Raw genomic sequence first — 13,865 nt, 5'->3', positions numbered from 1 at the left:
AGACCCTCCCGAGGGGCCGGGAAAGTCGCAGGCCCATGGTCTTCCGGCTACTGGCTCTGCTGCAGCATCATGAACGGCGGACCGTTGTCCCAGAGCCGGGTCGGGGTGGTGTAGGCGATCCGCATCGAGGCCTGACAGCGGCCGTCGCCGTAGCAGTCGCGGCGCTGCGGCAGCGCGAACTGGAACGACAGCGGCGTGGACTGGTAGCGATCCCACCACGCGCTCCTGGCATTGGCGCGATCGATGCGCGGTATCTGCGAGACATAGCGGACCGGGATGTCCTTGGCCTGGCGATAGGCGACCGGGAGCACCAGTTGCTCGCCCGCCTCGATGCGCTCGATCGGCAGGGTGACCTTCTCGAACAGGCCGGCCGAGTCGCTGACGTGCAGGCCGACCTGCTCGGCGGCGGCGCTGCCGGCATTGCGGACGGTGACCTCGAAATACGGTTCGCTGACGTGGCGCGTGCACCAGCGGGTGGCGGCGGCGCGCTGGCGGGCGATGTCCTGGGCCGCTTCCAGCAGCGCTTCCTTGGTCCTGTCGCGGATCTGCCGGCGCGCCTCGTCGGCCGCCATCTCGGCCAGCGGGCCGGAGGCCGGAGTCGGGATTTGTGCGGCCATCTGTACGGCCAGGTAGTCGGCGCCGCCCTCCATCAGCGCGTCGACGTTGGGGATCGAAGGCGGCAGGCCGGCCGCCGCCAGCGCCGAATCCAGGGCCAGCGACACCACGCTCTCGGGCACGAAGGGCAGCAGCGAGGCCATCACCGAGACGACCATCTTCTTGAGGTCGGAATAGGCTTCCGATGCCCAGTTGACCAGATCGACGACGGCGCCCGGCGCCTCGCCGATCACGTCGAGCGCATCCTTGCCCTCGTCGCGCGGGATCGGTTCGCAACCGGCCGGCCAGTTCTCGGTGGTCACCGACGGCACATAGCGGAACGCGGCGACCCGCAGGTCGAACGGGACGCTGGAGACGACCTCGAAACTCGACATGTCGGTCGCCGGGACCGGGGCCGCGGCCCAGATCACCGGCAGGCCGGGTGAGGGCCGTCCCGACACCGCCCCGCTGGCGTTCACCGGTATCGCACGCACGTAGAAACGCGGCGGATTGAGCAGGCGCAGCGAGGCGAGGGCGCCGCTGACCGCGCCGCGCGAGAGGGCGGGGGTGCCGGCCGACGGCGCATCCGGCGGGGTGCCGGGAACGGCGACCCGGCGTTCCAGCCCGGAGCGACCTGCGACCGCCGCCGCCGGGCTCATCCGTGCCGCGCCGGCCTTGGGGGCGTTGGCGAGTCCGGCCTTGCGCGCGACCTCGGCGAAATCGACCTCGAACACCCGCTGATCGCTGTCGCCGCTGAGCAGCAGCCCGACCGGGTGGTCGACATCGCCATGGAACGGTGCGCGGGCGACCTGCCAGCGCACCCGGGCGATCTTTGCGTCGCGGCCGAGATTGCTTTCGAAGGCGACGCCATGCGCGCGACCGGCCGGGTCGACGTAGACGCTGTCGATCTGGCGACGGATCTCGCCGGATTGATGGAAGGCCAGCGTCGCCTCGGGTACCTGCGCGCGCAGCGCTTCGATCGCGGCCGGAGACAGCCGCAGCGTGGGCGGGCCGGTCGGTCGCGGCGGTGGCGCGGCGATGCCGGCGGAGCACGTCAGTACCAGGGCCAGGGCCGCCCAGGTGCGAGGCCCTGTACGACGGGAGATCGAGCTCACGGTTCCGTGGCGAAATCCATGGCGAAACATCGGCGGCTCCTTCCGGATCCCTTGCGGACGCCTCGTGGCCCCGGGCGCGTGGCGATGGCCGGGGCCGGGCTCGCCAAGGGTAGCGCGCGCTGTCGGCCACCGGCACTGCGGGGCCGTATGCGCCGACGAGCGGTGTTCCGCGACATCGGTGTGCATGGGATGTCTGCGAGGTGCGTGTTCCTTGGCGCTCGCAATCGCCGTCCGGGCGGCGTCGGTTCGTGCTGTCGGCGTGCACCCCCGCGATCGAAACGATCGCCCAGGGCCATCTGCAGTTGCTTGCGATCCATCTGGTCTGGCACCTTCAGCGCCTCGGTGCGCTGTCGGCGGAGGTGGCCAACCGCCGCCTGCGCGAGTGGGGCGCGGCCGGTCCGGACCGGAATGTCTTTCAACAAGGAGAAGTCTGATGGGAATGGCAGGATGCTTTGCCGCGGTCGACACGAAGACGCTTGCCGAGCTGGAGGCCGATCCGGGCCGGATCGAGGGGTATCTCTATCCGGACAATGGCGACGGCGATCCGGACAATTCCATCGACGTCGACAAGGCCTGGCACGGTATCCACTACCTGCTCCACGGCAGCGCCGATCCCGGCGACGGGCCATTGGGCCAGGCGATCCTGGGTGGCGAGCCGATCGGCGATGACATGGGCTACGGTCCGGCACGGCTGCTGCGGGCGGAGCGGGTGAGGACGATCGCCGATGCGCTGATAGACGTGTCGGAGCTGCGCGCGCGCTATGCGCCGCAGGCCATGGAGGCGGCCGGTGTCTACCCGGACAGCATCTGGGTCAGGGACGGCGACGAGGCGCTGGACTATCTGCTCGAACACTACCGCGAGCTGCTGCAGTTCTATCGCGATGCTGCCGGACGCGGCGACGGGGTGCTGCTGTGGATCTGTTGATGTCCGCAACGAAGCGACCCATCCGGGCGTCGGGCATGGCCTTCGCCGTGTTGTGCAGCGTGTCGCTAGCGGCCTTCGACAGCGACGCGCAGGCGCTGTCGGAGAGCGGATGCAAGGATTACGTCGGCCCCGAACTGCTTGAGCTGGACACCTCGGCGATCGAAGCGGCCGAACGCCAGTGGCCTGCGGCGCCCAAAGCGGTGACCCTGCTCGAGGTCGTGGTGACGCCGGATTCTGCGCCCGGGTTCCAGGCGGTCAGGGTCGCGCGTTCCAGCGGCTCCAGGAGCCTGGACAGGGACGCACTGCGGATTGCAGGCAGTTCGACCTATGTGCAGGCGACCTGTGGCGGCAAACCGGTCGATGGGCGTTTCACTCTGTCGGTCGCGCTGCCGTACCGGGGTTGCGAGGACGTGGTGAACGGGGTGGTCGTGAAAGGCACCGGCTGCCGGCCCGAGGCAAGCGCGGATTGAGCACGCCCGCGATAGGTAGGAGCGGCGTGAGCCGCGACCGGGCGTTCAATGAAAGCCTCATCGCGGCTTACGCCGCTCCTACGAAGAGCGTTTGCCTTCGCCATGAACCCATCCCCCTGAGTCAGGGGGCGATTCGTGCCGCAGGCGCGAATGGGGGAGTGGAAGCGCAACGGCGGGGCCCATGGTTTGCGCAGCAAACTTTGGGGATTTCCGGGCGCCGCCCGGGGATCGCGGCTTACGCTGCTCCTACGGGAGCCGTGTCCGGGTTGTTGTTCGGCTAGGATCGGATCCGATACCCCGTTGATGACATGGAACGTATGGCTCTCGATGACCTGTTCGATCTGGGCGACCTGCTGCTGCAATGGCGGCTCTATCTGGGGTTGGCGATCACCTTCGGGGTGTGCTGGGGCATCTATACGCTGATTCCTGAAGAACCTGTGTGCTGGATCCTGATCGTGCCGGTCGGCCTGGTCGGCCTGTGGTTGAGTTTGAAATGGGAGCACCGGGCCAGTCTGGGCCGGTAGCCGCGATGTCGGCGAAGGTCGCAGAGGCGTGGGGTCTGTAGGGGACCGTAGGAGCGGCGTAAGCCGCGACCGGCCTTCCCATGAAAGCTCCATCGCGGCTTACGCCGCTCCTACGAAGAGCATTTGCCTTCGCCATGAACCCATCCCCCTGAGTCAGCGGGTGATTCGCATCGCAGGCGCGAATGGGGGTGTGGAAGCGCAACGGCGGGGCCCATGCTTTGCGCAGCGAACTTTGGGGATTCCCGGGCGCGGCCCGGGGATCGGGGCTCTCGCCGCTCCTACGAAGAGGTGCGTCCGGTGGCGTTCAGGCCTGGCCGCCGATCCAGGTGCCCTGCACGGTGATGTCGTCGTCCAGCATCGCCAGGTCGGCGCGACAGCCGACCGCGATGCGGCCGTGGTCGGCATCGAGGCCGAGGAAATCGGCCGGGTATTGCGAGGCCATCCGGCAGGCCTCGTCCAGCGGCAGGCCGAGGCGTCTGACCGTGTTGCGTACGGCGCTGGCCATGTCCAGCGCGGAGCCGGCGAGGGTGCCGTCGGCGGTGCTGCACAGGCCGTCGCGGCAGGTCATGGTCTCGCCGTAGAGCTCGAAGGTGTCGCGTTCGCCGCCGACCGGGGGCATCGCGTCGGTGACCAGGATCATCTTGCCGCGCGGACGGGCGGCGATCGCGATCCGCAGGCTGGCGTCGTGGACGTGGTGGCCGTCGACGATCAGCCCGCACCAGGCGTTGGGGTCGTCGAGCGCGGCGCCGACGCCGCCGGGCTCGCGGCTGTTCATCGGCGTCATCGCGTTGAACAGGTGGGTCACGCCGCGGATGCCGGCGTCCAGGCCGGCGCGCATCGTCGCGTAGTCGGCGGCGGTGTGGCCGGCGCTGAGGATCACCCCGCGCGCGCTCAGTGCGCGCAGGGTGGCCGCGTCGAAGCGTTCCGGGGCCACGGTCAGCACGGTACGGCCGTTGTCGAGCGAGGCGATCCGGTCGAGTTCGGCCGGGTCGGGAGTATGGAACTTTTCCGGGTCGTGCACGCCCTTGCGCGCCTCGGCCAGGTACGGGCCTTCCAGGTGGATGCCGAGTATCCCCGGGACGCCGGCCTGGATCGCCCCGCGCACCGCGGCGATCGCCTCGACCATCACCGCCACGTCGTCGCTGATCAGGGTCGGCAACATGCCGGTGGTGCCGAAACGCCGGTGCGCTTCGGCGATCCGGCGCACGCCGTCGACGGTCGGTGTGTCGTTCAACAGCACGTCGCCGCCGCCGTTGACCTGGGTGTCGATGAAGCCCGGCACCAGGTGCCGGCCCCGCAGGTCGACCGCCTCGCTGCCACGAGGGGCGCCGCCCGGCAGGATCGCGGCGATCCGGCCGTCTTCGACGATCACGCACAGGCCGTCGGCGAATCCGCGTTCGGTGAGGATCGGACCGTTGTGGAAGGCGAGGGTGGACATGGCGGTGTCGTCGTGGTGAGTGTCGTACGCAGAAGCGACCTGTAGGAGCGGCGTAAGCCGCGATATGGCTTTCATGGGAAGGCCCGGTCGCGGCTTACGCCGCTCCCACGTGTCCAATGGCTTCAGACCGTCTCGGTGACCTTGTTCAGATGCGGCGGCAGGTCGGGATTGTGGCCGCGCGCGACCGCCAGGGCGTTCACCGCGCGGTAGAACGACTGCACGGTCAGCAGCGGGGTCACCGCCGGATGCGGCGAGGCGGCCAGCGGCAGGTGCCCGTCGCCGGCGGCCTGGCCGGGCGCGGCCAGCCACACCGGCGCGCCACGACCGCGGAACTCTTCGGCGACCGCGGCGGTGCCGGCGCCGGTGTCGTCGTCCTGGGCGAAGGCCAGCACCGGGAAGCCGGGGCCGACGATCGCCATCGGACCGTGCTTGACCTCGGCCGAGGAGAACGCCTCCGCGTGCAGGCCGCTGGTTTCCTTGAACTTGAGCGCGGCTTCCTGGGCCGCGCCCAGGCCCAGCCCGCGACCGAGTACGAACAGGTTGCGCGCGTCCCGGAGGCCGTCGACCAGCGCCGACCAGTCCTGCGCCCAGGCCTGGCGCAGCGCCGCGGGCAGGCCGCGTTCGGCCTCGCGCAGGGCCGTATCGCCGCTCCAGCGCGCGGTCAGCTGCAACAGTGCGGCCAGCGAGCACAGATAGCTCTTGGTCGCGGCGACGCTGCGTTCGGGGCCGGCGTGCAGCGGCACCACGGTGTCGGCCAGCGTCGCCAGCGGCGAGTCGGCGACGTTGACCAGGGCGACCACGTGGGCACCGGCGGCCTTGGCGATCTCGGCGTTGCGCAGCAGGTCCGGACTCTTGCCCGACTGCGAGATCGCCACGAACAGCGCGCCCTCCATCTTCGGCCGGATCGCGTAGACCGAGCCGATCGACGGCGAGGCCGAGGCGGTGACCAGGCCCAGGGTGGTCTCGAACAGGTACTTGCCGTAGGTCGCGGCGTGGTCGGAACTGCCGCGCGCGCAGGTGACGATGAAGCGCGGCGGATCGGCGCGCAGGCGTTCGGCCAGGGCATCGAGGGTGTCGGCGTTGGCGGCGAACTGGCGCGCGACCGCGTCGGCGGTCTCGGCGGCCTCGGCGAACATCAGGGTGTCCTCGGCGCGCAGCGGCCGGGCGGACAGGGCGGTCGGATCGGCGGCGGCGTTCAAGGCATCACTCCGTATGCAGTTCGGCGACGAAGTCGTAGGCATCGCCGCGGTAGAAGGACCGGGTGAACTCGGCGACGCGGCCGTCGTCGAGGAAGGTGCGGCGTTCGATGAACAGTCCCGGGCTGCCCTCGGGCAGGCGCATCAGCCGCGCCTGCTCGGCGTCGAAGGCGATCGCGCGCAACCGTTGCAGCGCGCGCACCGGGCGCAGGCCGAGCTTGTCGAAGGCGGCGTACAGCGAATTCTCGACCAGGGCCGGGTCGGACAGCACCTCGGCCGGCACCACCGTGCGCTCCAGCGCCAGCGCGGTACGGTTTTCGCCGGAGCCGCCGGCGGTGCGCAGCCGGTAGTAGCGGATCACCTGGGCCCCGGGGGAGAGGTTCAACGCCATCGCCTCCTCGGGGGTGACCTCGCCGGTGCCGCGCTCCAGGAACTCCGAACGCGGGTCCAGCCCGCGCGCGCGCAGGTCGTCGGTGAAGCTGGTCAGCGCCGAGAACGACTTGACGATGCGCTCGGCGACGAAGGTGCCGGCGCCCTGGCGCTGGGTCACCAGGCCGTCGGCGACCAGGCCGGCGATCGCCTTGCGCACGGTCACCCGCGACAGCGCCAGCAGGCGCGCCAGTTCGCGCTCGCCCGGCAGGGCCTGGCCAGCGGTCAGCGAGCCGTTCTCGATCGCGTGCTGGAGGGTCCGGCGCAGGTGCTGGTAGGCCGGCGCGCGACGCGCGGCGACCTGGCGCTGGTATTCGTTGAGCAGATAGTCCTGCATACCTGAAAGATACCAGTAACAAACCAGTTGGGGCAACAAAGCCCCTGCTCTGGCTTGTGAAGGGCGTTTCCAGGCCGGATTTGCTGGATTGGTATCGCAGTGGTATTGTCGATCGCACGACAGATTCCATGACCATCACCAGACCAGTCGGTCCGCCCGCGCGGCGGCACCCCACGAGCCCGAACATGACCCTGCACGCCTCGCCCCCCGTTCCGGTTGTCCCGATGGCCCCGTTCGACCTGGTGATCTTCGGCGGCACCGGCGACCTGGCCATGCGCAAGCTGCTGCCGGCGCTGCTGCACCGCTTCGTCGACGGCCAGATCGGCACCGGCACGCGCATCTACGGCGTCGCCCGCGACGCCCGCAGCGATGAGGCGTACCGCGGGCGGGTGCGCGAGGCGGTCGCCGGCATCGCCGCCGCCGATCCGCGCGTGGCCGAAGCGGTCGACGCCTTCCTGGCCCTGTTGCACTACCGCCAGCTCGACCTCGCCAGCGAGGACGGCTGGCCGGCGTTCGCCGAGGAGATCGGCCACGGCCCGGACCGGGTGCGGGTGTTCTACCTCGCGGTCGGCCCGTCGTTGTTCGCCAACGTCGCCGACCGCCTGGCTTCGGTCGGACTGGCCGGCGGCGGCACCCGGGTGGTGGTGGAAAAGCCGATCGGCAAGGACGGCGCCAGCGCGCAGGTGATCAACGAGGCGCTGGGCCGGGTGTTCGAGGAGTCGCAGGTATTCCGCATCGACCACTACCTGGGCAAGGAGACGGTGCAGAACCTGACCGCGCTGCGCTTCGGCAACGCGCTGTTCGAACCGCTGTGGAAGGCCGAGCACATCGACCACGTGCAGATCACCGTCGCCGAGACCGTCGGCGTCGAGGGCCGCGCCGCCTACTACGACAAGTCCGGCGCGCTGCGCGACATGGTCCAGAACCACCTGTTGCAGCTGTTGTGCCTGGTGGCGATGGAGCCGCCGGCCTCGCTCGCCGCCGACGCGATCCGCGACGAGAAGCTGAAGGTGCTGCGCGCGCTGCGCCCGATCGGCAACGGCAACGCCTCCCAGATGACCGTGCGCGGCCAGTACCGCGCCGGCGCGGTCGACGGCCAGGCGGTGCCGGGCTACCTGGACGAGCTGGGCGGGCCCTCGCACACCGAGACCTTCGTCGCGATCAAGGCCGAGGTGCAGAACTGGCGCTGGGCCGGGGTGCCGTTCTACCTGCGCACCGGCAAGCGCCTGGCCGAGCGCATGAGCGAGATCGTGGTGACCTTCCGCCGCGTCCCGCACTCGATCTTCGGCGACCCCGCCGACGGCAGTGCCAGTCCGCTGGCGCCGAACAAACTGGTGATCCGGCTGCAGCCCGACGAGGGCGTGAAGCTGTGGCTGATGAACAAGGTGCCGGGGCCGGGCGGCATGCGCATGCGCGAGGTGGCGATGGACCTGAGCTTCGCCGAGACCTTCGGCGGCCGCCAGCCCGACGCCTACGAGCGCCTGCTGATGGACGTGGTGCGCGGCAACCCGATGCTGTTCATGCGCCGCGACGAGGTCGACGCCGCCTGGCAGTGGATCGACCCGATCCGCGCCGCCTGGGAGGCCGGCCACGATGCGCCCAAGCCGTACACCGCCGGCGGCTGGGGCCCCAGCGCCGCGGTGGCGCTGATCGAACGCGACGGGAGGACCTGGCATGAGGATGCGCAGTAACGCCATGGGCGCCGAAACCGGAGCCGGACTGAGGGTGATCGAACCGATGCCATTGCCGATGCATGCACATGAATTCGCCGACGGCGCCGAACTGGCCGCGGCCCTGGCCCGGGCGGTCGCCGCCGACCTGCGCGGTGCGATCGCGCGCCGCGGCAGCGCCCGCATCGCCTTGTCCGGCGGCTCGACCCCGCGCGCGTTCCTGACCGAGCTGTCGAAACAGACCGTGGACTGGCCGCACGTGACCGTGCTGCCGGTCGACGACCGCTGGGTGCACCCGCGCCACGAGCGCTCCAACGAGCGCCTGCTGCGCGAGACCCTGTTGCAGGGCGCGGCGGCGAGTGCGCGTTTCCTGCCCCTGTACCGGCCGGCGCCGAGCCCCGAAGCGGCGCTGCTGCCGGTACTGGGGCGCATCGCCCACGAGGCGCTGCCGCTGGACGTGGTGGTGCTGGGGATGGGCGAGGACGGCCACGTGGCTTCGCTGTTCCCGGACCTGGGCGCGGACCGTCCCGGCCTGCGCGAGATCGGGCTGGACCCGCGCGGCCGCGCGCCGGCGCTGGCGGTGCGCACCGCCAACGCGCCGGAGCCGCGGATGACCCTGACCCTGAGCGCGATCTTCACCGCGCCTTCGCTGTATCTGCACATCGAGGGTGCGAAGAAGCGGGCGGTGCTCGACGCCGCCGCGATGGACCCGCGCTCGCCGCTGCCGGTGCGCGCGGTGCTGGCCGGCGCGCCGAATCCGCCGGAGCTGTACTGGTGTCCGTAGCGCCGTCCGGTCGCAACAATCCCGTAGGAGCGGCGTAAGCCGCGATGAGGCTTTGCCGGCCAACCCGATCGCGGCTTATGCCGCTTCCAGGCAAGCAAGTCCTACGAAGACCAGGGGCGCCAGGCAAGCAAGAGCGCGCGACTCAAGCAACACCCAAGAGACCATGATGAGCCCACTGAATCCGATCGTCGCCGAAGTCACCGAACGCATCCGCGAGCGCAGCCGCGATTCGCGCGCCGCCTACCTGGCGCGCATCGACGGCGCCGCCGGACGCGGCCCGCATCGCGCCCGACTGTCCTGCGGCAACCTCGCCCACGGCTTCGCCGCCTGCGGTCCGAACGACAAGGACGCGCTGCGCGGCGGCGCCTCGCCGAACATCGGCATCGTCAGCGCCTACAACGACATGCTGTCGGCGCACCAGCCGTTCGAGCGCTTCCCGTTCCTGATCAAGAACGCCGCCCGCGGCGTCGGCGCCACCGCCCAGGTCGCCGGCGGAGTGCCGGCGATGTGCGACGGCGTCACCCAGGGCCGCGACGGCATGGAGCTGAGCCTGTTCTCGCGCGACGTGATCGCGCTGTCGACGGCGGTCGCGCTGTCGCACGACATGTTCGATGCCGGGCTGTACCTGGGCGTGTGCGACAAGATCGTGCCGGGCCTGATGATCGGCGCGCTGAGCTTCGGCCATCTGCCGGCGATCTTCGTGCCGGCCGGGCCGATGCCCTCGGGCATCCCCAACGACGAGAAGTCGCGGGTGCGCCAGCGCTACGCCGAGGGCAAGGCGACCCGCGAGGAACTGCTCGAGGCCGAGGCGGCCAGCTACCACGCGCCGGGTACCTGCACTTTCTACGGCACCGCCAACTCCAACCAGATGCTGATGGAGATCATGGGCCTGCACCTGCCGGGCGCCAGCTTCGTCAATCCCAACACCCCGCTGCGCGATGCGCTGACCGCCGAGGCGGCGCGCCGTGCCGCCGCGATCACCGCGCTGGGCGAGGACTACCGGCCGATCGGGCGGATCGTCGACGAGCGCGCGATCGTCAACGGCGTGATCGGCCTGCACGCGACCGGCGGCTCGACCAACCACCTGCTGCACATCGTCGCGATCGCCGCCGCCGCCGGCATCGAGCTGCGGCTGGAGGACTTCGACGCGCTGTCGGCGGTGGTGCCGCTGCTGGCGCGGGTCTACCCCAACGGCAGCGCCGACGTGAACCACTTCCACGCCGCCGGCGGCCTCGCCTTCATGATCGGCGAGCTGCTCGATGCCGGCCTGCTGCACGGCGACGTCGAGACCGTCGCCGGTCCCGGCCTGCAGCGCTACCGGGTCGAGGCCCGCCTCGACGAGGCCGGCGATCTCGTCCATGCGCCGGCCGCACAGATCAGTGGCGATCTCGCGGTGCTGCGCCCGGTCGCCGATCCGTTCCGCCGCGACGGTGGCCTGAGGGTGCTGCGCGGCAACCTCGGCACCGGTGCGATCAAGGTCTCGGCGGTGCCCGACGACCGCCAGGTCATCGAAGCGCCATGCCGGATCTTCAGCGAGCAGGAGGAGGTCAAGCAGGCCTTCGAGCGCGGCGAGCTCGACCGCGACGTGGTGGTGGTGGTGCGCTTCCAGGGCCCGCAGGCCAACGGCATGCCCGAGCTGCACCAGCTGACCCCGACCCTGAGCGTGCTGCAGAAGCGCGGCCACCGTGTCGCTCTGGTCACCGACGGCCGCATGTCCGGCGCGTCGGGGCAGGTACCGGCGGCGATCCACGTCAGTCCCGAAGCCGCCTGCGGCGGTCCGCTGGCGCGGCTGCGCGACGGCGACGTGGTCCGCGTCGATGCCGTCGCCGGCACCTTGCAGGCGCTGGTCGACGCGGCGGACTTCGAGGGCCGCGACCCCGCCGATGCCGATCTGGCCGCCCACCACAGCGGCATGGGCCGCGAGCTGTTCGAGCTGTTCCGCCGCGTCGCCGGCCCGGCCACCCGCGGCGCCAGCGCCTTCGATGCCGGCGCGGCGCCCACCCGCGAGAGCGAAATCCCGTCATGACCCTGATAGAGACCGTGTCGATTGAAAGCCTGTTGCACCTGGCCCCGGTGATCCCGGTGGTCGTCATCGAGGACCCGGCCCACGCGGTGCCGCTGGCGCGCGCCCTGGTCGCCGGCGGCCTGCCGGTGATCGAGGTCACCCTGCGCACCGGTGCCGCGCTGGAGGCGGTGAGGGCGATCGCCGAGGAAGTCCCCGACGCGATCGTCGGCACCGGCACCGTACGCCGTCCGGCCGACCTGGACGCCTCGGCCGAGGCCGGCGCGCGCTTCGCGGTCTCGCCCGGCGCCAGCCCCGACCTGATCGCCGCCGCGCGCGGTCACGCGGTCGGCTGGCTGCCCGGCGCGGCGACCGCGTCGGAGGCAATGACCCTGGCCGAGCACGGCTTCGGTTTCCAGAAGTTCTTTCCGGCCGAGGCCGCCGGCGGTACCGCCCTGTTGCGCAGCCTGCACGGCCCGCTGCCGGAGATCCGCTTCTGCGCGACCGGCGGCATCGGCCTGGGCAACGCCGGCGACTACCTGGCGACCCCGAACGTCGCCTGCGTCGGCGGCTCCTGGGTCACCCCGGCCAAGCGGATGGCCGCCGGCGACTGGGCCGGCATCGAGCGGCTCGCCCGCGAAGCGGCCGCCCTGCGCGCCGGTTGAGGCCCATGAACGCTCTTGTAGGAGCGGCGTAAGCCGCGATGCGATCCCCGGGCTGCGCCCGGGAATCCCCAGAGTTTGCTTCGCAAACCATGGGCCCCGCCGTTGCGCTTCCACACCCCCATTCACGCCTGTGGCGCGAATCGCCCCCTGACTCAGGGGGCTGGGTGACGCGCCTGTATCCCCTGTAGGAGCGGCGTAAGCCGCGATCCCGGGCCATCCCATGGAGGCGCTTCGCGGCGTACGCCGCTCCTGCGGTGGGCGCCCGGATATCGCACCGCTACACCTCCTGCACGCGCGGACTGCATTATCGGCAGACAGACAGCCGATACGGGGAGCGCCCATGCACACGATCCTGATGGTCCTGGCCGGGCTGGCGGTACTGGGCCTGTTTCTGTTGACCGGACGCCTGTGGGCGTTGCGGGCGCCCGGTGCGACCCGGCGCGCGGCGCTGTGGTTCATTCCGGTCTGGCTGGTCGCGGCCCTGGTCAACATGGGCGTCGGCGTGATCGAGGCCGGCTACAGCGTCTCCGACGAGCTGCCGTACCTGCTGATGGTGTTCGGCATTCCGGCGGTTGCCGCAATGCTGGCCTGGTGGCGGATGCGACCGCGCCGCGATCGGGGCGACGACCAGGCCTGAGCGCCCAGGTGGTGCCGCGGGCGCGTCGCTCAGTCGCGCGGGCGTGGTGGCGCGGTCGAGCCGCGCACCACCAGCACCGGGCTGAAGCCCTCGTTGGCCGGGGCGTCGGCCTGCGGATGGGCGTCGCGGCGCAGCTCGGCGATCAGCCGGTAGGCGGCGTGGCGGGCGATCGCCTCGGTGGCCTGGCTGGCGGTGGTCAGCGGCGGCCACGACTGCTTGGAGAACGGGCTGTCCTCGAAGCCGGCGATCGACAGGTCGTAGGGGACGTTGAGTCCGCTCGAACGTGCCGCCGCCAGCACCCCGGCGGCGATCTCGTCGTTGCTGCCGAAGATCGCGGTCGGCGGCTCCGGCAGCGCCAGCAGGCGGCGGGCGCCGCGGAAACCGTCGTCGAAGGAATAGTCGCCCGGCAGCACCAGGTTCTCGTCCTCGACGATGCCGTAGTCGGCCAGTGCCTTGGCATAGCCCTTGTAGCGCTCCCAACTGGAACGGTGGGACGTGCCGCCCCAGAGGAAGCCGATGCGCTGATGGCCGAGCTGGATCAGGTGTTCGGTGATGTCGTAGGCGGCGTCGTGGTCGTCGACCCAGACGCAGGGCGCGCCGTCGTGCGGGTCGGCGGCCGCGGACACGATCCGCACCAGGCGGATGCCCTGTTCGACCAGCTCGTTGACCAGCGGCATCTGCTCGGACATCGGCGGTGCCAGCACCAGGCCGGCCAGGCGCGCGCCCTGGACCAGGTCGATCAGGTCGGCGGCCAGCACCGGCGAGGAGGCGTCGCAGGGATGGATCTGCAGGCCGTAGCCGGTCTCGCGGCAGGCCGACAGCACCCCGTTCTGCACCGCGATGATGTAGTACGGGTTCGGGTTGTCGTAGACCACGCCCAGCGCGTAGGGCTGGGCGCTGCGCAGGCTGCGCGCGGACGGGTCGGGCCGGTAGCCGAGTTCGGCGATCGCCTGGTTGACCCGTTCGCGGGTGCGGGCGCGAACGCCCGGCTCGTCGTTGATCACCCGCGAGACGGTCTTCAGCGAGACCTCGGCACGCTCGGCGACGTCTTTGATCGTGGGTCGGCGCACCGCCACCTC

14 protein-coding genes are annotated in these 13,865 nt (G+C 71.0%); 9 read left to right on the top strand and 5 right to left on the bottom strand.

Features of this window, described 5'->3' with window-relative positions; translation table 11 throughout:
• Positions 1-47: 47 nt before the first annotated feature.
• Positions 48-1,709, bottom strand: coding sequence for a hypothetical protein (locus tag C9I47_RS17105; protein ID WP_111267823.1), 1,662 nt, complete (start codon positions 1,707-1,709; stop codon positions 48-50).
• Positions 1,710-1,957: 248 nt separating this feature from the next.
• On the opposite strand from C9I47_RS17105, the gene C9I47_RS17100 reads away from it, so the two are divergent.
• The 4 genes from C9I47_RS17100 to C9I47_RS17085 all read left to right on the top strand — a co-directional run bounded on the left by C9I47_RS17100 (position 1,958) and on the right by C9I47_RS17085 (position 3,628).
• Positions 1,958-2,143, top strand: coding sequence for a hypothetical protein (locus C9I47_RS17100; protein WP_111267822.1), 186 nt, complete (start codon positions 1,958-1,960; stop codon positions 2,141-2,143).
• Positions 2,143-2,634, top strand: a complete 492-nt coding sequence (locus C9I47_RS17095) for a YfbM family protein (protein ID WP_111267821.1) — start codon at positions 2,143-2,145, stop codon at positions 2,632-2,634. The genes C9I47_RS17100 and C9I47_RS17095 overlap by 1 nt, the downstream gene beginning before the upstream one ends.
• Positions 2,634-3,104 (top strand): energy transducer TonB, encoded by a 471-nt coding sequence (locus tag C9I47_RS17090; protein WP_145985556.1) that lies wholly within the window; start codon positions 2,634-2,636, stop codon positions 3,102-3,104. The genes C9I47_RS17095 and C9I47_RS17090 overlap by 1 nt, the downstream gene beginning before the upstream one ends.
• A 308-nt stretch (positions 3,105-3,412) precedes the next feature.
• Positions 3,413-3,628, top strand: coding sequence for a hypothetical protein (locus tag C9I47_RS17085; protein WP_145985555.1), 216 nt, complete (start codon positions 3,413-3,415; stop codon positions 3,626-3,628).
• Positions 3,629-3,932: 304 nt separating this feature from the next.
• Here the strand turns inward: C9I47_RS17085 and nagA are convergent, their stop codons facing one another.
• The 3 genes from nagA to C9I47_RS17070 form a co-directional block, all read right to left on the bottom strand.
• Complete coding sequence (gene nagA / locus C9I47_RS17080; RefSeq protein WP_111267818.1) at positions 3,933-5,066, bottom strand: N-acetylglucosamine-6-phosphate deacetylase; 1,134 nt, start codon at positions 5,064-5,066, stop codon at positions 3,933-3,935.
• A 122-nt stretch (positions 5,067-5,188) separates the two neighbouring features.
• On the bottom strand, positions 5,189-6,202 hold the full coding sequence (locus C9I47_RS17075) for an SIS domain-containing protein (RefSeq protein ID WP_111268228.1): 1,014 nt from the start codon (positions 6,200-6,202) through the stop codon (positions 5,189-5,191).
• A gap of 67 nt (positions 6,203-6,269) precedes the next feature.
• Positions 6,270-7,028 (bottom strand): GntR family transcriptional regulator, encoded by a 759-nt coding sequence (locus C9I47_RS17070; RefSeq protein WP_111267817.1) that lies wholly within the window; start codon positions 7,026-7,028, stop codon positions 6,270-6,272.
• Positions 7,029-7,252: 224 nt separating this feature from the next.
• Here C9I47_RS17070 and zwf point away from each other — a divergent pair, with 224 nt between their 5' ends.
• The 5 genes from zwf (at position 7,253) to C9I47_RS17045 (ending at position 12,786) form a co-directional block, all read left to right on the top strand.
• Positions 7,253-8,719 (top strand): glucose-6-phosphate dehydrogenase, encoded by a 1,467-nt coding sequence (gene zwf / locus C9I47_RS17065; RefSeq protein WP_111267816.1) that lies wholly within the window; start codon positions 7,253-7,255, stop codon positions 8,717-8,719.
• On the top strand, positions 8,709-9,482 hold the full coding sequence (pgl, locus tag C9I47_RS17060; protein WP_223250203.1) for a 6-phosphogluconolactonase: 774 nt from the start codon (positions 8,709-8,711) through the stop codon (positions 9,480-9,482). The genes zwf and pgl overlap by 11 nt, the downstream gene beginning before the upstream one ends.
• 166 nt (positions 9,483-9,648) lie before the next feature.
• Positions 9,649-11,508: a phosphogluconate dehydratase gene (edd, locus tag C9I47_RS17055; protein ID WP_111268226.1), complete on the top strand. Its 1,860-nt coding sequence runs from the start codon at positions 9,649-9,651 to the stop codon at positions 11,506-11,508.
• Positions 11,505-12,149 carry a bifunctional 4-hydroxy-2-oxoglutarate aldolase/2-dehydro-3-deoxy-phosphogluconate aldolase gene (eda, locus tag C9I47_RS17050; protein WP_111267815.1) on the top strand — a complete coding sequence of 215 codons (645 nt, stop codon included), beginning with the start codon at positions 11,505-11,507 and terminating at the stop codon, positions 12,147-12,149. The genes edd and eda overlap by 4 nt, the downstream gene beginning before the upstream one ends.
• A 340-nt stretch (positions 12,150-12,489) precedes the next feature.
• The gene (locus tag C9I47_RS17045) at positions 12,490-12,786 is read left to right on the top strand and encodes a hypothetical protein (RefSeq protein ID WP_111267814.1); all 297 of its coding nucleotides are present in this window, start codon (positions 12,490-12,492) and stop codon (positions 12,784-12,786) included.
• A gap of 29 nt (positions 12,787-12,815) precedes the next feature.
• Here the strand turns inward: C9I47_RS17045 and C9I47_RS17040 are convergent, their stop codons facing one another.
• Positions 12,816-13,856, bottom strand: coding sequence for a LacI family DNA-binding transcriptional regulator (locus tag C9I47_RS17040; RefSeq protein ID WP_111268225.1), 1,041 nt, complete (start codon positions 13,854-13,856; stop codon positions 12,816-12,818).
• Positions 13,857-13,865: the final 9 nt, after the last annotated feature.

This window comes from Marilutibacter maris, assembly GCF_003233695.1.
Classification (GTDB): Bacteria; Pseudomonadota; Gammaproteobacteria; order Xanthomonadales; family Xanthomonadaceae; genus Marilutibacter; species Marilutibacter maris.
The sequence above is the reverse complement of the archived record's forward strand: the minus strand, read 5'-3'. Positions and strand labels throughout refer to the sequence as shown.